The 24,300-nt window shown below is 73.4% G+C and carries 23 protein-coding genes and 4 pseudogenes; 6 read left to right on the top strand and 21 right to left on the bottom strand.

All coding sequences use genetic code 11. From position 1 onward, the window contains the following. Nucleotides 1–104: 104 nt before the first annotated feature. From ABZ621_RS32115 to ABZ621_RS32080, 8 genes and pseudogenes are all read right to left on the bottom strand, one after another. Nucleotides 105–1,160: a substrate-binding domain-containing protein gene (locus tag ABZ621_RS32115; protein ID WP_360609969.1), complete on the bottom strand. Its 1,056-nt coding sequence runs from the start codon at nt 1,158–1,160 to the stop codon at nt 105–107. Between the two features lie 120 nt (nt 1,161–1,280). Further along, a pseudogene (locus ABZ621_RS32110) lies at nt 1,281–3,345 on the bottom strand (ATP-binding protein). A 48-nt stretch (nt 3,346–3,393) separates the two neighbouring features. Beyond that, complete coding sequence (locus tag ABZ621_RS32105) at nt 3,394–4,080, bottom strand: response regulator (protein WP_360609968.1); 687 nt, start codon at nt 4,078–4,080, stop codon at nt 3,394–3,396. A gap of 100 nt (nt 4,081–4,180) precedes the next feature. Then, nucleotides 4,181–4,852 carry a potassium-transporting ATPase subunit C gene (locus ABZ621_RS32100; RefSeq protein WP_360609967.1) on the bottom strand — a complete coding sequence of 224 codons (672 nt, stop codon included), beginning with the start codon at nt 4,850–4,852 and terminating at the stop codon, nt 4,181–4,183. Between the two features lie 6 nt (nt 4,853–4,858). After that, a complete protein-coding gene (gene kdpB, locus ABZ621_RS32095; RefSeq protein WP_360609966.1) occupies nt 4,859–7,009 on the bottom strand; it encodes a potassium-transporting ATPase subunit KdpB in 2,151 nt (716 codons plus the stop codon). After that, nucleotides 7,006–8,670, bottom strand: a complete 1,665-nt coding sequence (gene kdpA, locus ABZ621_RS32090; protein WP_360609965.1) for a potassium-transporting ATPase subunit KdpA — start codon at nt 8,668–8,670, stop codon at nt 7,006–7,008. The genes kdpB and kdpA overlap by 4 nt, the downstream gene beginning before the upstream one ends. A gap of 8 nt (nt 8,671–8,678) precedes the next feature. After that, on the bottom strand, nt 8,679–8,768 hold the full coding sequence (kdpF, locus tag ABZ621_RS32085; protein ID WP_033204243.1) for a K(+)-transporting ATPase subunit F: 90 nt from the start codon (nt 8,766–8,768) through the stop codon (nt 8,679–8,681). Continuing rightward, nucleotides 8,765–8,902 carry a hypothetical protein gene (locus ABZ621_RS32080; RefSeq protein WP_360609964.1) on the bottom strand — a complete coding sequence of 46 codons (138 nt, stop codon included), beginning with the start codon at nt 8,900–8,902 and terminating at the stop codon, nt 8,765–8,767. Before ABZ621_RS32080 ends, kdpF (ABZ621_RS32085) begins: the two co-directional genes overlap by 4 nt. 112 nt (nt 8,903–9,014) lie before the next feature. Between ABZ621_RS32080 and ABZ621_RS32075 the strand changes: the two genes are divergently transcribed. Then, the gene (locus ABZ621_RS32075; RefSeq protein ID WP_360609963.1) at nt 9,015–9,350 is read left to right on the top strand and encodes a YnfA family protein; all 336 of its coding nucleotides are present in this window, start codon (nt 9,015–9,017) and stop codon (nt 9,348–9,350) included. A gap of 6 nt (nt 9,351–9,356) precedes the next feature. Here the strand turns inward: ABZ621_RS32075 and ABZ621_RS32070 are convergent. From ABZ621_RS32070 to kdpF (ABZ621_RS32060), 3 genes and pseudogenes are all read right to left on the bottom strand, one after another. Beyond that, nucleotides 9,357–11,618, bottom strand: a pseudogene (locus ABZ621_RS32070) (ATP-binding protein); the annotation flags it as partial. Nucleotides 11,619–11,792: 174 nt separating this feature from the next. Further along, nucleotides 11,793–11,948 (bottom strand): annotated as a pseudogene (locus tag ABZ621_RS32065) (sensor histidine kinase KdpD); the annotation flags it as partial. A 50-nt stretch (nt 11,949–11,998) separates the two neighbouring features. Continuing rightward, nucleotides 11,999–12,088 carry a K(+)-transporting ATPase subunit F gene (gene kdpF / locus ABZ621_RS32060; protein WP_033204253.1) on the bottom strand — a complete coding sequence of 30 codons (90 nt, stop codon included), beginning with the start codon at nt 12,086–12,088 and terminating at the stop codon, nt 11,999–12,001. Between the two features lie 366 nt (nt 12,089–12,454). Here kdpF (ABZ621_RS32060) and ABZ621_RS32055 point away from each other — a divergent pair, with 366 nt between their 5' ends. Next, complete coding sequence (locus ABZ621_RS32055; RefSeq protein WP_360609962.1) at nt 12,455–12,772, top strand: hypothetical protein; 318 nt, start codon at nt 12,455–12,457, stop codon at nt 12,770–12,772. On the opposite strand, the pseudogene ABZ621_RS32050 reads toward ABZ621_RS32055, so the two are convergent. Both ABZ621_RS32050 and ABZ621_RS32045 read right to left on the bottom strand, forming a co-directional pair. Continuing rightward, nucleotides 12,753–13,220, bottom strand: a pseudogene (locus ABZ621_RS32050) (hypothetical protein); the annotation flags it as partial. The gene ABZ621_RS32055 and the pseudogene ABZ621_RS32050 sit on opposite strands and share 20 nt — an antisense overlap. A gap of 30 nt (nt 13,221–13,250) precedes the next feature. Beyond that, the gene (locus tag ABZ621_RS32045) at nt 13,251–13,937 is read right to left on the bottom strand and encodes a VanZ family protein (RefSeq protein ID WP_360609961.1); all 687 of its coding nucleotides are present in this window, start codon (nt 13,935–13,937) and stop codon (nt 13,251–13,253) included. A gap of 180 nt (nt 13,938–14,117) precedes the next feature. Here ABZ621_RS32045 and ABZ621_RS32040 point away from each other — a divergent pair, with 180 nt between their 5' ends. Next, nucleotides 14,118–14,798: a DUF4230 domain-containing protein gene (locus ABZ621_RS32040; RefSeq protein ID WP_360609960.1), complete on the top strand. Its 681-nt coding sequence runs from the start codon at nt 14,118–14,120 to the stop codon at nt 14,796–14,798. A gap of 75 nt (nt 14,799–14,873) precedes the next feature. Here ABZ621_RS32040 and ABZ621_RS32035 read toward each other — a convergent pair whose 3' ends face one another. Then, nucleotides 14,874–15,719, bottom strand: coding sequence for an RNA polymerase sigma factor SigF (locus ABZ621_RS32035; protein WP_360609959.1), 846 nt, complete (start codon nt 15,717–15,719; stop codon nt 14,874–14,876). Between the two features lie 185 nt (nt 15,720–15,904). On the opposite strand from ABZ621_RS32035, the gene ABZ621_RS32030 reads away from it, so the two are divergent. Continuing rightward, entirely contained in the window at nt 15,905–16,327 is a 423-nt protein-coding gene (locus tag ABZ621_RS32030) for an ATP-binding protein (RefSeq protein WP_360609958.1), read from the top strand. Between the two features lie 18 nt (nt 16,328–16,345). Here the strand turns inward: ABZ621_RS32030 and ABZ621_RS32025 are convergent, their stop codons facing one another. The 4 genes from ABZ621_RS32025 to ABZ621_RS32010 form a co-directional block, all read right to left on the bottom strand. After that, entirely contained in the window at nt 16,346–16,771 is a 426-nt protein-coding gene (locus ABZ621_RS32025; RefSeq protein ID WP_360609957.1) for an SsgA family sporulation/cell division regulator, read from the bottom strand. A 66-nt stretch (nt 16,772–16,837) separates the two neighbouring features. Next, the gene (locus tag ABZ621_RS32020) at nt 16,838–17,227 is read right to left on the bottom strand and encodes an STAS domain-containing protein (protein ID WP_360609956.1); all 390 of its coding nucleotides are present in this window, start codon (nt 17,225–17,227) and stop codon (nt 16,838–16,840) included. After that, nucleotides 17,224–18,339: a cobalamin B12-binding domain-containing protein gene (locus tag ABZ621_RS32015; protein ID WP_360609955.1), complete on the bottom strand. Its 1,116-nt coding sequence runs from the start codon at nt 18,337–18,339 to the stop codon at nt 17,224–17,226. The genes ABZ621_RS32020 and ABZ621_RS32015 overlap by 4 nt, the downstream gene beginning before the upstream one ends. Further along, the gene (locus tag ABZ621_RS32010; protein ID WP_360609954.1) at nt 18,336–20,015 is read right to left on the bottom strand and encodes a PP2C family protein-serine/threonine phosphatase; all 1,680 of its coding nucleotides are present in this window, start codon (nt 20,013–20,015) and stop codon (nt 18,336–18,338) included. The genes ABZ621_RS32015 and ABZ621_RS32010 overlap by 4 nt, the downstream gene beginning before the upstream one ends. A 270-nt stretch (nt 20,016–20,285) precedes the next feature. Between ABZ621_RS32010 and ABZ621_RS32005 the strand changes: the two genes are divergently transcribed. After that, complete coding sequence (locus tag ABZ621_RS32005) at nt 20,286–20,543, top strand: WhiB family transcriptional regulator (protein ID WP_360609953.1); 258 nt, start codon at nt 20,286–20,288, stop codon at nt 20,541–20,543. 24 nt (nt 20,544–20,567) lie between these two features. Here ABZ621_RS32005 and ABZ621_RS32000 read toward each other — a convergent pair whose 3' ends face one another. Then, nucleotides 20,568–21,014, bottom strand: a complete 447-nt coding sequence (locus tag ABZ621_RS32000; protein ID WP_360609952.1) for an ATP-binding protein — start codon at nt 21,012–21,014, stop codon at nt 20,568–20,570. A gap of 113 nt (nt 21,015–21,127) precedes the next feature. After that, nucleotides 21,128–22,339, bottom strand: coding sequence for a SpoIIE family protein phosphatase (locus ABZ621_RS31995; protein ID WP_360609951.1), 1,212 nt, complete (start codon nt 22,337–22,339; stop codon nt 21,128–21,130). A gap of 107 nt (nt 22,340–22,446) precedes the next feature. Between ABZ621_RS31995 and ABZ621_RS31990 the strand changes: the two genes are divergently transcribed. Further along, nucleotides 22,447–22,959 (top strand): MarR family transcriptional regulator, encoded by a 513-nt coding sequence (locus ABZ621_RS31990; protein ID WP_360609950.1) that lies wholly within the window; start codon nt 22,447–22,449, stop codon nt 22,957–22,959. 134 nt (nt 22,960–23,093) lie between these two features. On the opposite strand, the gene ABZ621_RS31985 is transcribed toward ABZ621_RS31990, so the two are convergent. Continuing rightward, a complete protein-coding gene (locus ABZ621_RS31985; RefSeq protein WP_360609949.1) occupies nt 23,094–24,254 on the bottom strand; it encodes a PP2C family protein-serine/threonine phosphatase in 1,161 nt (386 codons plus the stop codon). Nucleotides 24,255–24,300 lie beyond the last annotated feature (46 nt).

Genomic DNA, 24,300 nt, shown 5'->3' with positions numbered 1-24,300 from the left:
ATGTGCTGGAGGGACGGGAAGGGGCCGGGGCGGGCGCCGGGCGGCGGGAGAGGGCCGGTGCGGCGGACGGGGGCTGTGCGCCGCACCGGCGTCGGGGGCGGCGCTCAGCCGCAGGTGACTCCGGCGGACTTCCAGGTGGCGGCGTCGACCATGGTGGTCGGGGCGAAGGCTTCCTTCGGGAAGGCCTTGCCGTTCTTGAGCTTGTCGTACATGGTCTGCACGGCCAGGGCGCCGACGTCCTCGCCGTTGATGAACAGCGCGGCCCTCATGCCGGACGGCTTGCCCGAGCTCCAGTTCTTGCAGGCGAGGTAGGCGCCGAGGCCCACGCCGATGACGTCGTCGGCCTTGAAGCCGGCGTTCTCCAGCGCGGTCACGCCGCCCTGGACGTTCTCGTCGTTGCAGCCCCAGACCACCCAGTGCTTGACGTCCGGGTTCGCGGTGACGGTGGCCGCGATCTTGTCCTGGGCGCCGGTGGGGCTGTTGTCCGTGGGGACGTCGATGTTCTGCACCTGGGCGCCGGCCCCGGCGGCGAAGGCGTCCTTGGCCGCCTTGACGCGATCGGTACAGACGGTCACGTCCTGCTTCCACGCGGAGATGGTGCGGGTCTCCGCCGGGTTCCAGCCGGCCTTCTCGAACTCGGCGGCGGCGCGCTTGCCGACCTCACCGCCCATCTGGGCACCGCTGAAGCCGATCCTGGGCACGAGGGCGTCGGGGGGACAGGTGGACGGGTCCGGCCCGGTCGCGCAGATCTGGTCGTCGGAGGTGAGCAGGGCGACCTTGGCGTCCTTGGCGATCCGGGCGACCTGGGGACCGACGGCCGGGTCGGGAACGACGACGATCAGACCGTTGCTCTTCTGCGAGATCGCCGACTGCGCCTCGCTGATGGTCTTGTTGGCGTCCGTTCCGAGGTTGACGACCTTCAGGTCGATGCCGAGTTCGTCCGCCTTGGCCTTGGCTCCGGCCGCCTCTCCGACGAAGTACTCCTGGTCGCCCTGCTTCTGGAGGTACGTCAGGGAGATCCTGCCGTCGACCGTGGCCGCCTCTCCGTCGCCTCCCGGGCCTGACGCCTGCCGGCCACTGGAGCAGGAGGCGAGCGTGAGGACGGTGGCCAGTCCCAGTGCGGCCGCCGCCGTCGGACGCCGATGGTATTTCGTGAACATGTCATTCCCCTTGCCCGGACGGCCGCGTGAACAGCCAGGCGCCTCTGAAGTGTTGAAGTCACCACAGTGCACCAGTAATCAACTAGACACGTCACAGAAAAGCGCCGACTCCATCAAAAGTCAACATCCAGGCCCAGGCCGCCGGACTCGATACTTCTCCGTTATCGGCATCGGTACAGGCCGCTTTGCCCCCTTGATGCCCCGCCCACCCGCCGTAACCTGACCTTTCACAGGGACAAGCAGAATGTTGAAATCTGTTGTTTTCTCCCGGGTCACCGGGGGGGCCGGCAGCCCTTCCGGGGGCGGTGACGGGAGGGCGTCCGCGGTGGTCAGGACGAGGACCATGGTCAGGCCGCCTCCGGGGGTGTCCTCCGCCGTCACCGTGCCGCCCATCGACTCCACGAAGCCGCGGGCGACGGCGAGTCCGAGGCCGACGCCCTCGCCCCGCGGGGCGTCGCCGTAGCGCTGGAAGGCGCCGAAGACGCGGTCCTTCGCCTCGTCGGGGACGCCGGGGCCCCGGTCGACGACGCGGAGTTCGACGCGGTCGGCGAGGGCGCTCGCCGCGACGAGGACCCGCTCTCCGGGCGGGCTGTACCTGACGGCGTTCTCGACGATGTTGGCAACGGCCCGTTCCAGGAGGCCGCGGTCGACGGCGACCATGGGCAGCGTCTCGGGGATGTCCAGGTCGACGCTGTCCTCGGGGACGCCGAGGAGCGCCATGGGGACGACCTCGTCGAGGTCGGTCTCCCTGATCACGGCGGTGACGGTGCCGGTCTCCAGGCGGGACACGTCGAGGAGGTTGCCGACGAGGTGGTCGAGCCGGTCGGCGCCGGCCTCGATGTTCGCGAGCAGTTCCGTCCGGTCCTCGTCCGACCACTCCACGTCGTCGGCGCGCAGGGAGGAGACGGACGCCTTGATGCCGGCGAGGGGGGTGTGAGGGCGAGGGCCAGCCGGTCGCCGACGGGCATGTCCACGTCGGCGTCCTCCGGGCGGTCGATCGCGCGGGGGCCGACGCCCGCGACGTACGTCCACGGTTCGGTCTCGTCCCCGCGTTCCAGGAGCGTCACCGCCTCCATGGAGAAGGTCTCCCGGAGCCGTTCGAGGAGGGCGTCGAGGCCGGTCTCGCCGCGCAGCACGCTGCCCGCGAGGAAGGAGAGCGTCTCCGCCTCGGCCCGCAGCCGGGCCGCCTGGTGCGTGCGGCGGGCGGCGACGTCCACGACGGACGCGACGGAGATCGCGACGCCGACGAAGATCGCCAGCGCGACGATGTTCCGCGGGTCGGCGATGGTGAGCTGGTGGATCGGGGGCGTGAAGTACCGGTTGAGCAGCAGCGAGCCGAAGGCGGCCGAGGCCAGGGCCGGTCTGAGCCCGCCCAGCAGGGCGGCGGCGACGGTAAGCATGAGGAACAGCAGCACGTCGTTCGCGAGACCCGCGTCGGGAAGGGCGGTGCCGAGCAGCAGGGTGAGCAGGGCGGGACCCAGGAGGCCCGCGACCCAGCCCCAGACGGTGCGGGACCGGCCCAGCCGCGCCCCGCGGGTCACCGGCAGCCCGCCGCCCTTGGCGGCCTCGTCGTGGGTGACGATGTGGACGTCCAGGTCGGGGCCGGACTCGCGGGCGACCGTGGCGCTGACGCCGGGCCCGAAGACGTACTGCCAGGACCGGCGGCGGCTGACCCCGAGCGCAGCGCCTGCGGCGACATGTCGACCAGTTCGATCTGGTCGGCCCGGCGGACGACCTCGTCGGGGACCGTCTCCTTCTGACGTACGCCGGTGATCGCCTCGACGACGTCCCCGAGGGACTCCAGGTGCTGGATGTTGACCGTGGATATGACGTCGATGCCGGCGGCCGGCAACTCCTCGACGTCCTGCCAGCGCTTGGAGTTCCGTGAGCCGGGGACGTTGGTGTGGGCGTGCTCGTCGACGAGCACGACGGCGGGACGGCGGGCCAGGACGGCGTCGACGTCCATCTCCGTGAAGACGGTGTCCCGGTACGCGATCTCCTTGCGCGGCACCGTCTCCAGGCCGTGCAGCATCACCTCCGTGCGCGGCCGGTGGTGGTGCTCGACGAAGGCGACGGCGCAGTCGGTGCCGCGCTCCACCCGGCGGTGGGCCTCCGAGAGCATCGCGTACGTCTTGCCGACGCCGGGTGCCGCGCCGAGGTAGATGCGGAACTTTCCACGTCCCATGGTGAGGTGCGCCGCCGTTCTCGCGTGGGTGGTGCCGTGCGGAGGGGGTCAGGGTTCGAAGCGGTAGCCCATGCCGGGCTCGGTGACGAGATGGCGGGGGTGCGCCGGGTCCGGTTCCAGCTTGCGCCGGAGCTGGGCCATGTACACCCGGAGGTAGTTGGTCTTCGCGCCGGAGCTCGGCCCCCACACCTCGGTGAGGAGACGCCGCCGGCTGATGAGGGCGCCCGGGCTGTGGACGAGGATCTCCAGGAGGTGCCACTCGGTCGGGGTGAGCCGGACGTCACGCCCTCCTCGCCTGACCTTCTTGGCCACGAGGTCGACGGTGAACGACTCGGCCGTGACCAGGCGGGCCGTGAGCGGCCGGGCGGGTGCCTGCTCGGTGCGCCGGGTCGCCGCGCGGACCCGGGCGAGCAGCTCGTCCATGCTGAACGGTTTCGTCATGTAGTCGTCGGCTCCGGAGTCCAGCGCCCGGATCTTGTCCTCGGACCCGCTGCGCGCGGACAGCACGAGCACCGGGGCCCGGCTCCATCCGCGCAGCGCCTTGATGACGTCCACCCCGTCCATGTCGGGCAGTCCGAGGTCGAGCAGGATCACGTCCGGCTGCTCCGAGGCCACGAGCCGCAGCGCCGTGGCGCCGTCGGGCGCGGCGGCGACGGCGTACTTCCGGGCCTGCAGGTTGATCACCAGCGCACGTGCGAGCTGCGCGTCGTCCTCGACTACCAGCACCCGCGTCATCGGTGCTGCCCTCCTGTAGTGGTCCGGTGTGCGGCGGAAGCCGGCGCGGCCGTGGATCGTCGATGGCCGCGCCGGCTCCGCTGTCGTTCCGCTAAGCCCATCAGCGCGTGGCCGCCAGGTCCTTGAGGGCGGTGTTGAGTGCGAGGACGTTGACGCGGGGTTCGCCGATGAAGCCGAGGATGCGGTCGTCGGTGTGGTCGGCGACGAGCTTCTCGACGGCGGCGACGTCCAGACGGTTCTTCTCGGCCACCCGGTGGACCTGGAGCTCCGCGTACTCCGGGGAGATGTGCGGGTCCAGGCCCGAGCCGGAGGACGTGACCGCGTCGGCGGGCACGTCGGACGGCTTCACCTCGAAGCCGGCGGTGGAGTTGTCCTTGACCACGGCCGCCTTGGCGTCCGTGACCCACTTGATCAGGTCCTCGTTGTCGCCCGAGCGGTTGGTCGCGCCGGAGAGGACGATCGAGTACTGGGTGTTCACGGAGTTGGTGCCGAGGCCGTTGGACGGGCGCGGCTGGAACCAGCGCAGGTCCGGGGCCGGGGTCTCCTCGCCGTCCTTGAGCGGCAGGTGGTAGGTCTGGCCGATGAGTTCGGAGCCGACGACCTTCCCGCTCGCGTCCTCGATCTCGGAGCCGTTCGCCTTGCCGGGGAAGGCGAGTTGGGCGATCCCGGTGACGGTGAGCGGGTAGAGGACGCCGCAGACGAGGGTGAGGACGAGGAGGGCGCGCAGCCCCGCCCAGAGCACGCGTCCGGTGTTTCCTACGGAGTTGTTCATCGTGGGTCAGCCGATTCCGGGGATGAGGGTGAGGAGCATGTCGATGAGCTTGATGCCGATGAACGGGGCGATCAGGCCGCCGAGGCCGTAGACGCCGAGGTTGCGGCGGAGCATGGAGTCGGCGCTGCTCGGCCGGTAGCGCACGCCCTTCAGGGCGAGCGGGACGAGGGCGATGATGATCAGGGCGTTGAAGATGACGGCGCTGAGGATCGCGGACTCGGGCGAGGCCAGGCCCATGATGTTGAGCTTGTCGAGGGACGGGTACGCCACCGCGAACATGGCGGGGATGATCGCGAAGTACTTCGCGACGTCGTTGGCGATCGAGAAGGTCGTCAACGCGCCCCGGGTGATGAGGAGTTGCTTGCCGATCTCGACGATCTCGATGAGCTTGGTCGGGTTCGAGTCGAGGTCGACCATGTTGCCGGCCTCCTTCGCGGCCGACGTGCCCGTGTTCATCGCCACGCCCACGTCCGCCTGCGCCAGCGCCGGGGCGTCGTTCGTCCCGTCACCCGTCATCGCGACCAGCTTGCCGCCGGCCTGCTCGCGCTTGATGAGGGCCATCTTGTCCTCGGGGGTGGCCTCGGCGAGGAAGTCGTCGACGCCCGCCTCCTCGGCGATGGCCTTGGCGGTCAGCGGGTTGTCGCCCGTGATCATGATCGTCTTGATGCCCATGCGGCGCAGCTCGTCGAACCGCTCCCGCATGCCCTCCTTGACGACGTCCTTCAGGTGGATCACGCCGAGGACGCGGGCGCCCTTGTCGTCCTCCACGGCCACCAGCAGCGGCGTGCCGCCGGCCTGGGAGATCCCGTCCGTGAGTGCCTGGGCGTCCTCGGCGACGGTGCCGCCCTGCTCCTCCACCCACGCGACGACCGATCCGGTCGCGCCCTTGCGGATCTTCCGCCCGTCGACGTCGACGCCCGACATGCGGGTCTGCGCGGTGAACTCGATCCAGGTGGCGTGCGCGAGCTCGCCCTGGTGGCGCTCGCGCAGCCCGTACTTCCCCTTGGCGAGGACCACGATCGAGCGGCCCTCGGGGGTCTCGTCGGCGAGCGAGGAGAGCTGGGCGGCGTCCGCCAGCTCCGCCGCCGTCGTCCCGGAGACCGGGACGAACTCCGACGCCTGCCGGTTGCCCAGCGTGATCGTGCCCGTCTTGTCCAGCAGCAGCGTCGACACGTCGCCGGCGGCCTCGACCGCGCGGCCCGACATGGCGAGGACGTTGCGCTGGACCAGGCGGTCCATGCCCGCGATGCCGATCGCGGAGAGGAGCGCGCCGATCGTGGTCGGGATCAGACACACCAGCAGCGCAGTGAGGACGATGAGGGAGGTCTGCTCGTCGGCGCCCGCGTAGATCGCGAACGGCTTGAGCGTGACGACGGCGAGGAGGAAGACGATGGTCAGCGAGGCGAGCAGGATGTTCAGCGCGATCTCGTTCGGCGTCTTCTGCCGGGCCGCGCCCTCGACCAGGTTGATCATCCGGTCGATGAAGGTCTCGCCGGGCTTCGTCGTGATCTTGACGACGATCCGGTCGGACAGCACCTTCGTGCCGCCCGTCACCGCGCACCGGTCGCCGCCGGACTCGCGGATCACGGGGGCGGACTCGCCGGTGATGGCGGACTCGTCCACGCTCGCCACGCCCTCGACGACGTCGCCGTCGCCGGGGATGACGTCGCCGGCCTCGCACACGACAAGGTCGCCGATCCGCAGCTCGGTGCCGGGGACCTGCTCCTCGCCGGTCCGGGTGACGCGGCGGGCGACGGTGTCGGTCTTGGCCTTGCGCAGCGTGTCGGCCTGGGCCTTGCCCCGGCCCTCGGCCACGGCCTCCGCCAGGTTGGCGAAGACCGTGGTGAGCCACAGCCAGGCGGTGATCGCCCAGCCGAACCAGTCGCCCGGGTTCTTGAACGCCAGCACCGTGGTGACGACGGAGCCGACCAGGACCACGAACATCACCGGTGACTTGATCATCACCCGGGGGTCGAGCTTGCGGATCGCGTCCGGGAAGGAGGCGACCAGCTGCTGGGGGTCGAAGAGGCCTCCGCCGACCCGTCCCGCCCCCGCCGGCCGGTGGCCGCCGGGGACGTCGCTGTGCGGTGCGGCTGTGGTCGTGGTCGTGGTCGTGGGGGACATGGCGTCCTGCTGCTTCTTCGTGTCGAGGGTCATGCCGCGAGTCCTTCGGCGAGCGGGCCGAGGGCCAGGGCCGGGAAGTAGGTGAGACCCGTGATGATCATGATCGTGCCGACCAGCAGGCCCGTGAACAGCGGCTTCTCGGTCCGCAGCGTGCCCGCCGTCTCGGGGACGGGCGTCTGCTCGGCGAGCGAGCCGGCGAGCGCCAGGACGAACACCATGGGCAGGAACCGGCCGAGCAGCATCGCGATGCCGATCGTCGAGTTGAACCACTGGGTGTCGGCGTTCAGACCCGCGAAGGCCGAGCCGTTGTTGTTGGCGCCGGAGGTGAAGGCGTACAGGATCTCGGAGAAGCCGTGCGCGCCGGAGTTCGTCATCGAGTTCGCCGGGGTGTCCAGGACGAACGACGCCGCCGTGAAGCAGAGCACGAGCGCCGGGGTGACCAGGATGTAGCAGGCCGCGAACTTGATCTCGCGGGTGCCGATCTTCTTGCCCAGGTACTCCGGCGTCCGGCCGACCATGAGGCCGGCGATGAACACGGCGATGATCGCCATGATCAGCATGCCGTAGAGGCCGGAGCCGACGCCGCCGGGCGCGATCTCGCCCAGCTGCATGCCCAGCATGGTGATGCCGCCGCCGAAGCCGGTGTACGAGGAGTGGAAGGAGTTCACCGCGCCCGTCGACGTCAGCGTCGTCGCCACCGAGAACAGCGACGAGCCGGCGATCCCGAACCGGGTCTCCTTGCCCTCCATCGCGCCGCCCGCGATCTCGAACGCCGGGCCGTTGCCCGCGGACTCCGTCCACATCATGAGCGCGGTGAAGCCGATCCAGATCGCGGCCATCGTGCCGAGGATCGCGTACCCCTGCTTGATCGAGCCGACCATCCGGCCGAACGTCCGCGTCAGCGCGAACGGGATGACGAGGATCAGGAAGATCTCGAAGAGGTTGGACAGGCCGTTGGGGTTCTCGAAGGGGTGGGACGAGTTGGCGTTGAAGTAGCCGCCGCCGTTCGTGCCCAGCTCCTTGATGACCTCCTGCGAGGCCACCGCGCCGCCGTTCCACTGCTGCGTGCCGCCCGTGAACTGACCCACCTCGTGGATCCCGGAGAAGTTCTGGATCGCCCCGCACGCCACGAGCACCAGGGCGCCCACGACGGAGATCGGCAGCAGGATCCGTACGACACCGCGGACCAGGTCGGCCCAGAAGTTGCCCAGCTCACCCGTACGGGAGCGGGCGAAGCCGCGCACCAGCGCGACCGCGACCGCCATGCCGACCGCGGCCGACACGAAGTTCTGCACCGCCAGGCCGCCGGTCTGCACGACGTGGCCCATGGCCTGCTCGCCGTAGTACGACTGCCAGTTGGTGTTCGCCACGAACGAGGCGGCGGTGTTGAACGCCTGGTCGGGGTCGATCGACACGAAGCCCAGCGAGCCGGGCAGCGAACCCTGCACCCGCTGCAGCAGGTAGAGGAAGAGGACGCTCACGGCGGAGAAGGCGAGGACGCCGCGCAGGTAGGCGGGCCAGCGCATCTCCACCGACGGGTTCGCGCCGATCGCCTTGTAGACCCATCTCTCGGGCCTGAGGTGCTTCTCCGAGGAGTAGACGCGCGCCATGTGGTCACCCAGCGGCCGGTACGTAAGACCGAGCGCGACGACCAGGGCGAGGAGCTGGAGGGCTCCAGCGAGAACAGGACTCATCTCGGGACTCAGAACCTCTCCGGCTTGACCAGCGCGAGGACGAGGTAACCCAGCAGGGCGGCGGCGACGAGCAGACCGACGATGTTCTCGGCACTCACAGCTTCGCCACCCCCTTGGCGATGAACGCCACCAGCGCGAAGATCGCGACCGTGGTGACGACGAAGGCCACGTCGGCCATCGTGAACTCCCGGTGAGGAAGAAAAGCGGATTCTCGGACGAGATGAGAGAACACCCTTTCCAGCCGCCCTCCGCCGTCGTTGACGTCGCCCTAACGCCGGCGCCGCCGCTCTTGACGCATCCCCTACGCGGGGGATGCAGGCCCGGGCGCCGGTAGGGTCGGCGGCGTGATCGTCGCCCGTTCCCTCGCTCTGTTCGCCGTCGCCGCCCTGTTCGAGATCGGGGGCGCGTGGCTGGTCTGGCAGGGCATCCGCGAGCACAAGGGCTGGATCTGGATCGGCGCCGGTGTCATCGCGCTGGGCCTGTACGGGGTGGTCGCCACGCTCCAGTCCGATGACGATTTCGGCCGCATCCTCGCCGCCTACGGCGGGATCTTCGTGGCCGGGTCGATCGCCTGGGGGATGGTCGCCGACGGCTACCGCCCCGACCGGTGGGACGTCATCGGCGCCCTCGTCTGCCTCGCGGGCATGGCGGTGATCATGTACGCGCCCCGGGGCCGGTGACCGACGTCACGGCCGCCCGTGGGCGAGGGCCCCGGGCGTCCGGGCGACCGCGCCGGGCAGCGCCGCGACCATGGTCGGGCCGCCGCCGGGGGTGTCCTCCGCCGTGAGGGTGCCGCCCATCGCCTCGGTGAGCCCGCGGGCGAGTGCCGGGCCGAGGCCGACACCGGTGGTGTCGTCGGTGTCGCCGAGGCGCTGGAAGGGTTCGAGGACGCGCTCGCGGTCGGCTGCCGGGAGGCCGCCCCGGTCGGCGACGCGGAGTCCGACGCGGCCGGAGAGCGCACTGGCCCCGAGGCGGACGACGTGTCCGGGCGGGGAATGGCGGACCGCGTTGGCGACCAGGTTGGCGACGACCCTTTCGAGGAGCGGAGGATCGGCGAGGACGAGCGGGGAGCTCTCCAGGCCGTCCAGGGTCACCCGGTGCTCCGCGTCCGGGAGCCCGTCCAGGGGCGGCGGGGACGACCTCCTCCCACGCCGTGGGAGGGAGGTCCAGGGCGAGCGCCCCGGCCTGGAGGCGGCTCATGTCGAGCAGGTTCTCGACGAGGCGGCTGAGCCGGGCCATGGACTCGTCGGCGGTGGCCAGGAGCTCGTCGCGTTCCTCGGCGCCGAAGTCGACGTCGGGGCTGCGCAGCGAGGCGACGGCGGCCCAGCCGGCGGCGAGCGGGATCCGCAGGTCGTGGCTGACGGCGGCGAGCAGCGCGGTGCGCATCCGGTCGGCCGCCTTCACCGGCTCGGCCTCGGCCGCGGCTTCGGCGAGGCGGGCCCGTTCGACGGCGGCGGTGACATGGGCGGAGAAGGCGGTGAGGACGCGGCGCTCGGCAGCCGGCAGGGTGCGCCCGCGCAGGACCAGGAAGCCTCCGTCGCCGAGGGCGACCTGGCTCGCGGCCGGATCGTCGACGGGGTGGTCGACGAGCTCGGCGGCGTGGGCGCCGAAGGTCTCCCGGGTGCGGGCGAGCAGGGCGGGCACCGTGTGCTCGCCCCGGACGACGGAGCCGGCGAGCGCGGAGAGGGTCTCGGCCTCGGCGGTCGCCCGCGAGGCCCGGCGTGACAGGCGCAGCGACCGGTCGACGATCGCCGCGACGACGCCGGCGACCAGGACGAATACCCCGAGGGCCAGCACGCTGTCGGGGCCGCCGAAGGAGAACGCCCCGACGGTGGGCATGAACCAGTAGTTGAGCAGCAGTGAGGCCGTCACCGCGGCGACGAGGGCGGAGCCGATGCCGCCGACGCACGCCACCCCGACCACGGTGACGAGGAAGAGCAGGGCCTCGCTGGTGAGGCCGAGGCTCCCCCGGGCCCGGTAGAGGAGCAGCGTCAGGAGCACGGGGAGGACCACGCCCGCGAGGGGGCCGGCGATCTTCCTGGGCAGCGGGAGCGTACGGCGCGGGGAGCGTGTCAGGCGGCCTCGGCCCGCCCGCTCGTGCGTGACCATGTGCACGTCGATGCCGCCGGAGAGGGTGACGGCGGTCTCGCCGATGCCCCGTCCGGTGAGGAAGCGTTCCAGCCGGCCGCGCCGGCTCGTCCCGAGCACCGGCTGGGTGGCGTCCGACGCCCGGGCGAACTCCACCAGCGCCGTCGGCACGTCGTCGCCGACCACCGTGTGGTAGCTGCCGCCGAGGCTCTCGACCAGGCTCCGCTGGCGGGCGAGCGCCTCGGCGGAGACCCCCGCGGCCGGCCCGTCGCCGCCCACGACGTGGACGGCCGACAGTGCGCCGAGCGCCGAGCGGGCGGCGATCCGGCCCGCGCGGCGTATCAGGGTGTCGCCCTCGGGACCGCCCGTCAGACCGACGACGACCCTCTCCCGAGCCTCCCAGACACCGGCGATGCCGTGGTCGGAGCGGTACGTCCGCAGGGCGTCGTCGACCCGGTCGGCGATTCACAGCAGGGCGAGCCGGCGCAGCGCGGTGAGGGTGCCGGGACGGAACCAGCCGGCGAGGGCGGCGTCCACCTCTCGGGAGGATGGACGTTGCCGTGCGCCATCCGGCGGCGCAGCTCCTCGGGGTCGACGTCGACGAGGACGATCTGGTCGGCGCGCCGGACGAAGCCGTCGGGGACGGTCTCGCCGGGCGGCACCTCGGTGATCCGCTCGACGACGTCGCTGAGCGATTCCAGGTGCTGGACGCCGGCCGTCGAGACGACGTCGATGCCGGCCGCGAGCAGTTCCTCGACGTCCTGCCAGCGGTGGGCGTTGCGGTGCCCCGGCGGGTTGGTGCGGGCGAGGTCGTCGAGGAGGAGAAGGCCGGACCTGCGGAGCAGGGCGGCGTCGAAGTCGAACGCGGCGGGTCCGGGGTCCGATCCGCCGTGGCGGCCGTCGCCCGGCCGGCCCCCGCCCGCGTGCTCCGGCCCTTCCGGTCGCTCCGGCCCTTCCGGTCGCTCCGGTCGCTCCGGTCGCTCCGGGGGCCTCGGGGGCTCCGGGGGCTCCGGGGGCTCCGGGGGCTTCAGCCGCTCCAGGCCGTGGAGCAGGGCCTCGGTGTGGGGGCGGCCCCGGCAGTCGGCGGCGCCGACGACCACGTCCGTGCCCCGGGCCGCTCTGCGGTGGCCCTCGTCGAGCATCCGGTAGGTCTTGCCGACCCCGGCCGCGGCACCGACGAGGACTCTCAGCCTGCCGGGGCGTGCGGTGGGCGGGCCCGTCTCCGGGCGCGCGGTCCCGGTCAGAACTTCTCCGGGCGGATGAGGGCGGCCACGAGGTAGCCGACGAGGGCGAGGGCGACGAGGAGACCGACCACATTCTCGATGCTCACGAACGATCAACTCCCGTTGGAGTTCCGGCCGGGGCCGGTGTGCGGATGTCTGCGTCCATCGAAGCGGGCCACGCGGCCCGTTTCCCCGACCTTGACGTCGTCCTGTCGCCCCGCGGGCGGACGCTGACGCGGCCGATACGGGTCCATGACGCGTGAGCCACACCGACGGGTGCGGCACGGCCGGGGCACGTGCGGCCGGACTCGTCCGGCCCGCGGCCACCCCCTCGGGGCCGCGGGCCGGAGCGTCCCTCGCGTCGGACGGTGTCGTCGCTCGCGCCGCGGTGTCGGTCCGGGCCGTCGGTCACGGACCGTGCGCGCCGCTCGTGCGACGGCGGCGCGTTCCCTCCCACCTCGGGCTTTCGAACGGTGAGCGCGGCCCCGGGCCTGCTGACGGTCAGGGGGCTGTGGGTCACCAGGACCGTGCGCACCGACCGGCTGGCGGCCGCCGTCTGGCCGGCGGACACCGCCGGGCGTCTGTCCCTGCGGGACGAGGACGGAGCACGGGCCGAGGTCGATCTCCGCGTCCTGCTCGCCGACCCCGCCCTGTGGCTGCGCCTGGAGACCGACGCCCGCGCCTCCCGCGCACGCGGCACCCTGGACCACGGCGCGGCCGACCTCGCGCGGCTCGCCCTGCACGTCCACACCGAGACGGCGCGCTCCGTCTTCAGGTTCTCCGGTCTGTGACGGCCGCTCGTCGACGAGCGGGGCCGCCGCCGGGACCGGTACGGCCCCGGGCACGGGCGTCAGCAGGTAGCGCCCGCGGACCCGGCCGGCCGTACCCGCCCACCGGTTGCCCGAGGCGGAACCGCAGCCGGCAGATCACGGCGTAGGTGTCGCGGCGGACGGCGTGGGCGACGACGGCGCCCCGCTGGTTCTGCAGCAGCCGCTGCCACAGGTGTTCCGGCTCGGCCTCGGGGATCAGGACGGTGACCCGGGTGCCCGGTTCGGTGGTGCGCAGCGCGCGGACGTAGGCGCTGACGGGCCGTCCGAGGGAGCGGCGTTCGGCGGGGAGCCGGACGAGGCCGACGCCCGGGTTCCACAGGGCCCAGTCCCGCTCCAGGGCCTCGGTGGCCGCCAGGTGCTCGGCGTCGGGGTGGCAGACGGTGACCGCGCGGACCTCGTCGCCGAGGGCTGTCACCGCGGCTACCCCGCGCGGCCGGCCCTACGCCGAAGCCCGCCGGCCCGGTCCTCCCGCCCCGGTGCGCGCCGGGCGCCGGCGCTGCCACCAGTGGGGGCGGGTGCGGGGGTGCACGGCCCGCCCCAGCCTCCGTCCGATGATCACGTAGCCGAGCAGCGCTCCCGCCGTGTTGAGGAGGACGTCGTCGATGTCGAAGGCGCGGCCGGTGACGAGCGCCCCCTGGACGAGTTCCACGAGCAGCATGGTGGCGGCGGTGAGCGCCGCGACCCGGAGGAAGCCGCGGGCCTTGCGCGACAGCAGCGGCAGCAGGACGCCGAAGGGGACGCCGAGGAGGACGTTGCCCCCGAGCTGCCGGACGGTGTCCACGAACGCGGGCCTGTCGAGGTACGCCTCGATCGAGCGCCCGGGCGTCAGGTTGCTGTGCGTGAGCGGCGCGGAGGCCGGCGAGGCCTCCAGCGTCAGCCGGGCCAGGACCACGCCGAAGGCCACCATGCCCGCCAGAGCCGTGACGGCGACCAGCGCCCGCACGAGACGTCCCGGGCCGCGGCGGTCCGCGACCGCGGACCGCCGCGGCGCGGCGTCCGGCTCCTTCCGCTCCGGGTTCCCGTCGGCCGCCGGACCCCCGTCCGCGCCGGCGACGTCTCTCCGGTCGCCCTCGTCCCCTCCGGCGGGCGCACCGCCCCGCCCCTTCGACGCTCTCCGACCGAACATGGGCCGTCTCCTCCCCTGGGTGTCCTCGTGCGAACGGATCCCGGGTACCCCCGCCGGGCCGCCGCATGCCCCGCGCCCGGTCCGGCGCCCCCCTCCGCACCACCCTTCTCTCCGGCCCCGACAGGCGGCGACCGGACGGGAGTCGGGTGTGCGAGCGGCGGACAGGGGCATCCGGCCCGCATGGGAGAAGAGACCGAGAACAGACCCGCGCCGACCCGCCGTCCGTGGAAGCGTCCCGGCGGGAGGTGGCGCCTCGCCGTCGTCGTCCTGTTCGTGCTCGCCGTCGCCCTCATGCTGATCGGCCAGTTCCTCCGGATCCCCGGCCTGGACGTCTTCGGGAGGGACGTGAAGGACCGCTCCGGCCCCGCGGTCCTGAAGTCCGTCCAGGACCTGAGCCGGTACGAGGGGGCCGCGGGGACCTACCAGGTCGTGGTCGACCTGGAGCACGACGCGCGGTTCCTTCCGGACGCGATCCGCGGCACCCGGACGCTGTACGTGGCGAGCGGCGGCGTCACCGCCTACGTCGAGTTCGGCGGCCTCGGGGACGACGCCGTGACCGTCGACGCCGGCCGGACCGAGGCCGTCCTCCGGCTGCCGCACGCCCGGCTGGCCGCCCCGGCGCTGGATCCGGAACGGTCGTACGCCGTGTCGAAGCAGCGCGGACTGCTGGACCGGATCGGCGACCTGTTCTCGGACAACCCCGCGAGCGAGCAGGCGGTCCACGTCCTCGCCGCCCAGCGCATCGGCGACGCGGCCCGCGCGTCCGACCTGACGTCCCGGGCGGAACGGAACACCGCCGCGATGCTGCGGGAGCTGCTGCGGGGCCTGGGCTTCGAGCGGGTGGCCGTGACCTTCGTCTGAGCGGCCCGGACGCCGCCGGGGCCCCGCACCGGACGTGCCACGGTGCGGGGCCCCGGGCCGTGCGGGCGGGCCGGATCAGTCGGCGCCGCAGCCGAGCAGGCCCTCGCGCAGGCGCTTCACCGTGCGCGCGAGCAGCCGCGAGACGTGCATCTGCGAGCAGCCCAGCTCCTCACCGATCTGCGCCTGGGTCAGTTCCTCGACGAACCGCAGGTGGATGATGCGGCGGTCGCGTTCGTCGAGGTCGGCGATGAGCGGGGCCAGCGAGTGGAAGTCCTCCACCAGCGCCATGGCCGGGTCCTCGCTGCCGATGAAGTCGGCCAGCGAGGCGTCGCCGTCCTCGTCCTCGCCGCCGAGGACGGCGTCCAGGGAGGAGGAGTTGTAGCCGTTGGAGGCCAGCCGCGCCTCGGTGACCTCCTCCTCGGTGAGGCTCATCAGCTCGGCCAGCTCCTTGACCGTCGGCATCCGGCCGAGGCGGGTGCCGAGTTCCTCGGTCGCCTTGGCCAGCTCGACCCGCGCCTCCTGGAGCCGGCGGGGCACGTGCACCGCCCAGGAGGTGTCCCGGAAGAACCGCTTGATCTCGCCGACGATGTAGGGGACGGCGAAGGTGGTGAACTCGACCTCGCGCGCCAGCTCGAACCGGTCGATCGCCTTGATCAGGCCGATCATGCCGACCTGGACGATGTCCTCCATCTCGTCGGCGCGGTGGCGGAACCGCCCGGCGGCGTACCGGACCAGGCTCATGTTCATCTCGATGAGGGTGTTGCGCGCGTACTGGTACTCGTGCGTCCCCTCCTCCAGCGTCGCGAGTTCCTGGAAGAAGACCTTCGACAGGGTCCTCGCGTCCTTGGGGGCGACCGCCGACGTGTCCGGGATCAGCGGCAGTGTCCCCGCTACGGACTCGATTCCCGTGGTCGTCGACATCGTGGTGACCGTCACACCGTTCCCCTCTCACGTGTCATCCCCGTCGGGATGCGTGGCCCTGAGGTTGCCCGCATACCCGGACTTCCCCCGTCCACACGGATCGGATGCGGACTTCGTCCGCGCCGGTTCCCTTTCCCCGCACGGCGGGCAGACGGATCCTCCGACCCATCGTCAGGAGGAGAGTCATGACACGGGATCCCTCGATGAGGGCCGTCGGCTGGGCGCGGACGCTGCCGATGGGCAGCAGCATCAGGACGGCCCGGGACTGGACGCGCGCGCACCTGGCCGCGATCGGCTGGGACCGTACCGCCCCCGGGGTGGCGGACTCCGTCGTGCTGACGGTCTCCGAACTCGTCACCAACGCCCATGTGCACGCCCACAGCGACGCGCAGCTGATCCTCACCTGGGACGAGGAGTGCCTGCACGTCACGGTGCACGACTCCTCGCCGCTGGTTCCCGAGCAGCGCGGCCCGGACGACGACGCCCTGGGCGGACGCGGACTGCTCCTGGTCGACGCGCTCGCCGACGACGTGCGGACCCGCCCCTGCCCGCGGGGCAAGGACGTCACCGCCTGTTTCCGCCCGGCGCCCGCCGGCCCGCGGGGCTGAGGGGCCGCGCGCCGCGCTTCAGCGCCGCAGGGCCGCGAGCAGCGGCCCCCAGTCGATGTGGTGTTCCTCCGTGCCCTGCGGCACCAGGACGAAGGTGTCGCGCACGAAGCGGCCGAGGGCGTCCTGGTCGCACCTGACGAGGGCGCGCTGTCCCGCCGGCCCGAGCCGCAGGAGGAGTCCGCCCTCGGGGGCCGGGCCGAGCCGGACCTCTCCGTCGCCGGTGGGCCGGAGCGATCCGGTGAGGACCATCTCGCGGTCGACGCGCCACACCACCGGGTCCTCGCCGAGGAGGTGGAAGGCGAGGCTCAGGGCGTGGGGGTCGCGGGAGTCGTAGCCGACGGTGGTGTCGATCCGGATCTCCGCGTCGGGGGTGACCAGTTCCATGGGCAGGGACCGGGTGAGGACGCGCGGTGCGGGGAGCGGTGCGACGGGGTGCTGGGGCATGGGGTCCTCCGGCTGAAGGGCTGTCAGCGAGCGGGTGCGGTGTCCGCTTGACCCGTCCCGTCCCCGTTACACCTCGCGCCGCCCTCGCGGATGCGCCGATGGTGTCGCGATGTCGTGAAGGTCGTGAAGGTCCGTCAGGTACTCGTACGTGCCGGTGAGTCGGAGCAGCCGGTCGAGGAAGGGCGGCCGGTGGTCGAGGCGCAGCGGGACGCCCGCGGCCTCGGCGAGCCGGTGGAGGGCCAGCAGGGCGGAGAGTCCCATCGAGTCGCACAGGGTGAGCCCGCCGCAGTCGACGTGGAGGCCCGCCCGGTCGCCGGCCGGGTCGAGGTGGGCCCGGGCCGCGTCCAGCAGCTCGTCGGCGCTCTCCCAGGCCAGGTCACCGGTGAGCGTCAGGTACAGGATCCGGTCGGGCGCCGCGACGGCCCGGACGTCGAAGGTGTGGTCGGGGCTGGTCACGACAAGGGTCCCGGGGCGGGCGGGGCGGGTACGCGGACGAGAGCGCGGCGTCCGGCGGCGAGGTGCGCCCGCGCGCGGGGGAAGTCGTGCTGGGCGTCGGCGAGCAGGTCGAGGGCGGCGGCCAGGGCGTCGCCCGGGACGCCGCGGGCGCGGAGGATCCCGGCGGTCCAGGTGACGAAGCCGGTGAACAGCCCGGCGTCGTCGGTGTAGAGGGACGCGCCGAGGAAGTCGACGATGTGGGCGAGGTCCTCGGCGGTCCGCTCCCACTGCCGTTCGGTGTACGAGGCCGTCGCCGGGACGGCTTCCCCGAGGCCCTGGAGGACCTGGCGGACCAGCTGGGTCCTGGCGCGCGTGACCAGGGTGTACTCCTGGTCGGCGAGATGGGGCAGGCCTCCGGCGGCGGCCCGGTCCGCGTCCGGGCGCGGCGGACCGGCGGCGAGGAGGCGGGCGGCGGCCCGGGCGTCCGGCGCCCATCCGTCGGCGCCCAGCAGGCGGGCGTGGCGGCCGTCCGGGCCGAAGGCGGCGCCGCCGACGAGGACGGGGAGCCCGATGGCCTGGACCGCGGTGACGGCGGCGTGGGCCGTCGGCAGCCGGACGGGCAGCGAGGCCGAGAGGGCGACGACGTCCGTTCCGGTCTGGTGCAGGTGCGCGATGAGGTGGGGGGTGGGGACGTGGGCCCCGAGGTAGTCGACGAGGAAGCCCCGGCCGCGCAGGACCTCGGCGAGGAGACGGGCGGGCAGGGCGTGCCACTCGCCGTCGACGCAGGCGACCGTGACGCGCCGGGGCGCCCCGCCGGTCTCCGGCCGGGGGCCGGAGCCGTGCGCCGTGCGGTGGGCGAGGGCGGCGACGGCGCGCTCCTGGATGGCCGTGGCGGCGTGCTCCTGGGCGACCCCGACGCGGCCGGCGGCCCAAGCGGCGCCGATCCCGGCCTGGACGGGGCCGATCACGTCGAGGAGGAGGTCCTCGGCCCCGATCCCCGCGTCGTGGGCGCCGAGGACGACGGCGGTGGCCGCCGGTTCGTCCCTCGCCTCCAGGGCCTCCCACAGCTGTCGTCGGGTGGCGGCGAGGCCGGTGGTCCGGGTGGCGTCCGGGGTGCCGGTCCGCGTGCTCATGCGGGGTACCCGTCCTGGGCGCGGCCGTTCACCGCGGCCGGCCGGGAGGCGTTCGGCGCGGTGATGGCGACGACGGCCATGTCGTCGTGAGGACCTCGGCCCACCCAGTCCCCGGCGAGCATCTGCACGCGCTCGACGACGGCCTCGGCGGGGAGTCCCACGCAGTCGGCGAGCACGGAGCGCAGCCGCTCCTCCCCGAACATGGCCGAGCCGAGCGGCCCGCCGCGGGCCTCGGTGATGCCGTCCGTGTAGAGCAGGCAGGTCTCGCCGGGTGACAGGACCACGGTCGCGGACCGGCTGGTGACGACGGGGAGGGCGCCCACCAGGGTGCCGCCGGTGTCCGCCTCCTCCACCTCTCCCGTGGTGCGCAGGACCAGCGGGCGGGGGTGGCCGGCGCTGGTGAGGCGGAGCCGCACCCGGCCGCCCGTGCGCCGTACCGAGGCCAGGACGAGGGTGGCGAAGCGGGTGTGCCGGGCGGTCAGCAGGGCACCGTTGAGCAGCCGCAGGACGTCCTGGTGGTCGCCGGCGAGGGGCAGCAGGGCGTGCACGGTGCTGCGGATGCGGCCCGTCAGCACGGCGGCGTCCAGCCCCTTGCCGCACACGTCGCCGAGGACGGCGAGCGTCTCCTGGCCGTCCTCGGTGCCGGGGTGCACGTCGTAGAAGTCGCCGCCGATCCGCTCGGTGTCCTGGGAGGTGCGGTAGCCGCCGGCGAAGTCGACCCCGCCGACGTGGTGGAGCCGGGGCGGGAGGAGTTCGGCGATCAGCGCGCGCGTGACGCGGGCCTGTTCCGCGTAGAGGCGCGCGGCCGAGAGGGCGGCGCCGGCGCGGGCGGCGAACAGCCGGGCGAAGAGCTCCTCCGAGGCGTCGAAGGCCCGCTGTCCGCCTCGTCGCAGCAGGATCAGGGCGCCGGCGGGCACGCCGTGGCCGGGCAGGGGGGTGATGGCGACCGACCCGGGGGTCCCTCCGAAGTCCTCGGGCACGGCCCAGGAGGGCAGTTCGCCCGGGTCGATCCAGCGGGCGGGCACGGGCGGGAAACCCTGGAGCGCCTCGGCGAGGCCGGGTACGAGGGCGGGATCCAGGGTGAGCTGGGTCCGCCGGAATCCCCCGGCCGTCGCGGTGACCACGGTGGAGCGGTTCCGCACGGGCGGGGAGACCACGAGGGCGGCGTCGCCGAGGTGGTCCGCGGCGAGCAGGGCCGCCTTCTCCAGGCAGCGGTCGGGGTTGAGCGAGGCCAGCAGCTGGGTGGACGCCTCGGCCAGGATGGCGTGGCGCTCCCGCTCGGTGCGCAGGGCGTCCTGCGCGGCCGTCAGCTCGGAGTCGTCGACCAGCCACCAGGCCACGTCGCCGTGGCCTGACTCGGTGGGGTGGGCCCTCAGGAGCCGGCCGTCGTGGCTGCCGCGCAGCGGGGCGGGTACCGCCCGCGCCGGCGTGGCGGCTGGGGCGCGGGCCGGATGGGCGAGCCGCCGGTGGGCCTCGGCGAGCCATCCCGGGACGACCTCTTCCAGCCCCTTGCCGACCCCCATCCGCGGGAAGAGGTCGGCCGCGGCGGCGTTGAACTCCACGACGCCGCCCTCGCGGTCGGCCACCACCGCCGGATGCGGCGACCCGATCCAGGAGGTGCTTCCCGCTCCCGCGCCCTCCCGGGAGCGGCCGGACTCGTCCTCGAAAACAGTCATAAGCGTGGCCCGCGCGTCGAGGCCCGCCACCTTCCCAGTCGACGACGGCTCGTCCGTCCACCCTCGCGCAGTGGGGGCCGCACATCAAGCGAACTCCACTCCTCCGGTACGTACCCCGCTCTTCCCCGCACGGTCCTCACGCCTCCGACACGGACCCTTCACCGGACGCGCGCCGCGCCCCCTGGGCGGTCCCGCCCCGGGTTTCGCGGACGGACGAACGGTCAGGCGGACAGGGAACACCGTTCCCTGACGCACACACCGGAGGCTCACATGGACGGCTGGCGTGCCGAGGCGGCCTGCCACGAGGTCGATCCCGATCTCTTCTTCCCGGTGGGGACCGGCTCCTCCGCCCTCGCCCAGGCGGAGGAGGCCAAGAGGGTCTGCCGCCGGTGCCCGGTACGGGAACCGTGTCTGCGCTCGGCCCTGGCACAGCCTCACCCGCCGTCCGGCGTGTGGGGAGGGATGACCGAGGCCGAGCGGCGCTCGCCTGAGCACCGGGCCCTCCGCCGGGCGGCCGACCGCCGGTGACGGGCGCGGGCCTCCGGTGCCGGCCTACTCCGGCAGGAGGGAGAGGCGGGCGCGGACCCGCTTCCCCTCCGGCGCGGGCTCCACGGTCAGGCTCCGGCAGACGGCGACGACGATCTCGACACCGTGCTGTCCGATGCGGCGCGGGTCGTGCCCGCGCGGCACGGGGGCGGCGGCCTCCTGGTCGAAGACCGAGATCTCCAGGACGTCGCGGCCCAGTTCGAGGAGGAGTCGGCAGGGGCCCGCCGTGTGCCGGATCGCGTTGGTGACGAGTTCGCTGACCACCAGCTGCGCCAGCTCGACGCGTTCCTCACCGACCGGTCCGGGAAGCACGGCCGGGGCGGCCGCCAGGAAGTCGGCCGTGAAGGCGCGGGCGGAGGCGATCGCCCCGCCGCGGGCGCCGTCGGCGTACACCGCGCCCGCGGACAGCAGGGGTTCCGGGACCGCGCGCTCCGCGGTGATCGCGTCCGTCATGGCGCTGGTACTCCCCTCGTCCTGGGCCTTCGACTGGGCTCCTCGTACCCGCCTTTCCCCTCTTCATGGGCCCCACACCACCCGCGGCGCCGACCCCACCCGTCGGCAGGACGTCAAGGGGACCCCGCCACGGTCGGCGCGGGCCCGTCGGAGTGTCCTTCCCCCGGGGTCCCGGCCTCGTGGCCGCGCCAGTCGAGACAGAGGACGAGGACGCTGTCCGGCGTGCCACGGGGCGTTCCGCGCAACGCCCGTACGACGGCCCGGGGGACGTCCGCTCCCTTCCGGCGGCGCGCGCCGGCGAGGGCGTGCGCCACGGCGCCGTCCGCCGCGCCGTGTCCGTCGCGGGCCGTCGTCCCGCCGGCCCCGTGGGCGACGAAGACCAGCCGGTCGCCGCGCAGGAGGCGCAGCCGCTGGGGGGTGTAGACGGTGTCCTCGAACATGCCCAGGGGCAGTTGGCGGTCGAGGTCGAAGCGTTCGGTCGCGGTGGGGCGGACGCGCCAGAGCGCCGGCGATCCGGCGTCCACCACCTCGGCGTCTCCGGTGGTCAGGTCGAGCCGGAGCAGCAGGGCGGAGAGGGGGTGCTCGCCGCCGTACTGGCCGTAGAGCGCCTGGTCGGTGAGGCTGGCCTGGGTCACCAGGTCGAGCCCGGCGCGCCGGGCGTTGCGGAGCGCCGTGAGGGCGAGGGTGCTCGCCAGGGCGGCCGGGGTGCCGGGGCCGGTGCCGTCGGCGACGACGATCACCAGGTCCCGCTCGGTGGCGCTCCAGTCCATCAGGTGCCCTCCGGAGGTGTAGGCGGGCTCCCAGTGCGCGTGGAGGTCGAAGGCCGGGCCGGCGCAGGCCCGGCCCGGCAGGGTGTCCCACTGCATCTCCCCCGCGACGCTGAGGGCCCGGGTCCTGCGGGTACGGCGGTAGAGGTCGGTGTGGCGGTCGGCGACGCGCAGAGCGTGCCCGAGGGTCTCGGCGACCAGGGCGAGGCTGGCGGTGGTCCGGGGGGTGACCCGGTCCGCGGGGACCTCGACGACCAGGACGCCGAACCGGTCGCCTCGGACCGTGACGGGCAGGTAAACGGTCGCCGTGGGCCCGACATCACGGAAAAGATATGGTTGCTGGGTGCGGAAGACGCGGCCGGCGGGGCCCGCGTCCACGGGCGTGTGCGGCATCCCGGCAGGTGCCTGGACGGGCTCCACGGGGCGCAGGGTCGTGAATCCGTAGTCGACGAGCAGCAGATCGGCACGGGTCGCGGCGTACAGGTCCGCGAGAATGGCACGGAGGGAGTCCAGCAGGAGGTGTGGTGCCGCCCCGCGCAGTGCGCCCTCCACTGTCACGTGTCGGTCCACCGGATCCGTACCGCCTTCTGGAGAGATGTGGAAATGACCGGTCCGTCACGAGGCCGCCGCCCGCGGCTCCGGGCGTCCGAGGAGGGTCGGCAGGCATGAACGGCAACCCCGCCCCGCCGCCGCGGGAACCGCAGCGGACGGCCGAGTCCGCCCGGGAGCTGATCGAGCTGCTGGAGGTGCTGTGGGAGCGCGGCCGGGACATGGTGTCGTCGACACCCGTCTCGGCGAGTCAGCTCCGCGTGCTGTACAGCCTGGACCGCGAGGAGGGCATCAGCCTGCGCACCCTGGGCGAGCTGCTCGGCTCCGCGCCGCCCTCGGTGAGCCGCATGTGCGACCGGCTGGAGGCACTGGGCTTCGTGCAGCGCCTGCCCAGCCCCGTGAGCCGCCGGCAGCTGGAGCTGCACCTGACCGTGCACGGCAAGGCGTACCTGCGGGACCTCAGGGCCCAGCGCGAGGAGGCCCTGCTCGCGGTCATCGCGGACATGTCGCCGACGAGCCGCAAGGCGCTGCTGAGGGGGCTCAGCGGGTTCCACGAGGCCGTGGGGCGGGGCGGAGCGGCCGCCTCGTCACCCGCCCCCAGGCCGCTGAAGGACGTCAGTTCGGCCTGACCGCCGTACGCCGCCGGCTCCGGCCGCGCGCACACCCCTTGTCCTCAACATCCACCTCTGGTCATCCTTGACGGCGTTCTTCCGGGCACCGCGCCGGTGTTGCCCCAAGGATACAGTTGCCGTACGGCAATTGATCACACGGTGCCGTGCCAGTCGAGGCAGACGACCAGGGCGTCGTCCTCCAGCGGACTGCCGCCGTGATGGACGGCGAGCTCCCGGAGCACCGCCTGCGGCACCTGGGTGGGCGGCAGCAGCCGCGTCCCCCGCAGCGCGCGGGCCAGCGCCCGGTCGCCGTAGCTCTCCCCCGCGGGCGAGACGGCCTCGTACACGCCGTCGCTGCCGAACAGCAGCCGGTCGCCCGGCCGCACCGTGAACCGCTCGGGCACGTACACGGTGTCCTCGAACATGCCGAGCGGCAGCTGCGCCTCGAAGCCGACGGACTCCACCGTCTGCCCCCGCTGCCGCCACAGCCGGGGCGATCCGGCGTCCACCGCCTCCACCTCGCCCGTGGCCAGGTCGAAGCGGAGCAGCAGCACCGACACGAAGGCCTCGCCCCGGTACTGCGCGTACACGGCCTGGTCCGCCAGCGCGGCCTGGTCCGCCGGCGGGAGACCGGCCCGCCGGGCGTTGCGGAGCGCGTTGATCGCCAGGTTCGTCAGCAGGGCGGCCTCGATGCCCTCCCCCATGCCGTTGGTGACCGTCAGGGTCAGCCGGCCGTCCGAGACCGACCAGTCGTAGTTGTCGCCGAAGATGGCGTAGGCGGGCTCGAGATGGGCGGCCAGCGCGAACTCGGGACGGACACAGGACCGGCCGGGGAGCAGCTGCCACTGCATCTCCGCCGCGAGCGTGAGCCGCGTCGCGCGCCGCGCCAGGACGTACAGGTCCGTATCGCGCTCCGCCACCAGGATCTCGTGGCCGAGCGCCTCGCAGACCTGGGCGAGCCCCGGCAGCAGCGGCCTGAGGTCGGCCTCCGGGGGCAGCTCGGCCGTCAGCACCCCCAGCCGGTCGCCGCGGACGGTGACGGGCAGGTGGAGCCGGAGCGCCCCGGGCTCCCGGACCACGTGCGGTTCCTGGGCGCCGAAGGCGCGCCCCTGGGGGCTGTCGTGGATCGGCACCGACGGATCCGCTCCGGAGACGTGCCCGACGAGCTGGAGCGTCCGCAAGCCGTAGTCGGCCAGGCGGAGTTCCACCCGCACCACCCCGCAGTGCTCCCTCAGGGCGTCCTCGACGACCCCCACGAGCCGGTGCGGAGCCGCCCGGCGGAGCGCCTGCTCGATCTCGGCGATGTCGTGCACGGTCCTCCTCTTCCCCTTCCTCGTCCTCGTCCCGGTCCCGGGCGGG

The organism is Streptomyces sp. NPDC007863, from assembly GCF_040633895.1.
Taxonomy (GTDB): domain Bacteria; phylum Actinomycetota; class Actinomycetes; order Streptomycetales; family Streptomycetaceae; genus Streptomyces.
The sequence above is the reverse complement of the archived record's forward strand: the minus strand, read 5'-3'. Positions and strand labels throughout refer to the sequence as shown.

What these genes read in the sequence shown, in the direction of transcription:
- ABZ621_RS32115 (WP_360609969.1), bottom strand. Translation starts at nt 1,160, where the DNA reads ATGTTCACGAAATACCATCGGCGTCCGACGGCGGCGGCCGCACTGGGA.
- ABZ621_RS32105 (WP_360609968.1), bottom strand. Translation starts at nt 4,080, where the DNA reads ATGACGCGGGTGCTGGTAGTCGAGGACGACGCGCAGCTCGCACGTGCG.
- ABZ621_RS32100 (WP_360609967.1), bottom strand. Translation starts at nt 4,852, where the DNA reads ATGAACAACTCCGTAGGAAACACCGGACGCGTGCTCTGGGCGGGGCTG.
- kdpB (WP_360609966.1), bottom strand. Translation starts at nt 7,009, where the DNA reads ATGACCCTCGACACGAAGAAGCAGCAGGACGCCATGTCCCCCACGACC.
- kdpA (WP_360609965.1), bottom strand. Translation starts at nt 8,670, where the DNA reads ATGAGTCCTGTTCTCGCTGGAGCCCTCCAGCTCCTCGCCCTGGTCGTC.
- ABZ621_RS32045 (WP_360609961.1), bottom strand. Translation starts at nt 13,937, where the DNA reads ATGTTCGGTCGGAGAGCGTCGAAGGGGCGGGGCGGTGCGCCCGCCGGA.
- ABZ621_RS32040 (WP_360609960.1), top strand. Translation starts at nt 14,118, where the DNA reads ATGGGAGAAGAGACCGAGAACAGACCCGCGCCGACCCGCCGTCCGTGG.
- ABZ621_RS32035 (WP_360609959.1), bottom strand. Translation starts at nt 15,719, where the DNA reads ATGTCGACGACCACGGGAATCGAGTCCGTAGCGGGGACACTGCCGCTG.
- ABZ621_RS32030 (WP_360609958.1), top strand. Translation starts at nt 15,905, where the DNA reads ATGACACGGGATCCCTCGATGAGGGCCGTCGGCTGGGCGCGGACGCTG.
- ABZ621_RS32025 (WP_360609957.1), bottom strand. Translation starts at nt 16,771, where the DNA reads ATGCCCCAGCACCCCGTCGCACCGCTCCCCGCACCGCGCGTCCTCACC.
- ABZ621_RS32015 (WP_360609955.1), bottom strand. Translation starts at nt 18,339, where the DNA reads ATGAGCACGCGGACCGGCACCCCGGACGCCACCCGGACCACCGGCCTC.
- ABZ621_RS32010 (WP_360609954.1), bottom strand. Translation starts at nt 20,015, where the DNA reads ATGACTGTTTTCGAGGACGAGTCCGGCCGCTCCCGGGAGGGCGCGGGA.
- ABZ621_RS32005 (WP_360609953.1), top strand. Translation starts at nt 20,286, where the DNA reads ATGGACGGCTGGCGTGCCGAGGCGGCCTGCCACGAGGTCGATCCCGAT.
- ABZ621_RS32000 (WP_360609952.1), bottom strand. Translation starts at nt 21,014, where the DNA reads ATGACGGACGCGATCACCGCGGAGCGCGCGGTCCCGGAACCCCTGCTG.
- ABZ621_RS31990 (WP_360609950.1), top strand. Translation starts at nt 22,447, where the DNA reads ATGAACGGCAACCCCGCCCCGCCGCCGCGGGAACCGCAGCGGACGGCC.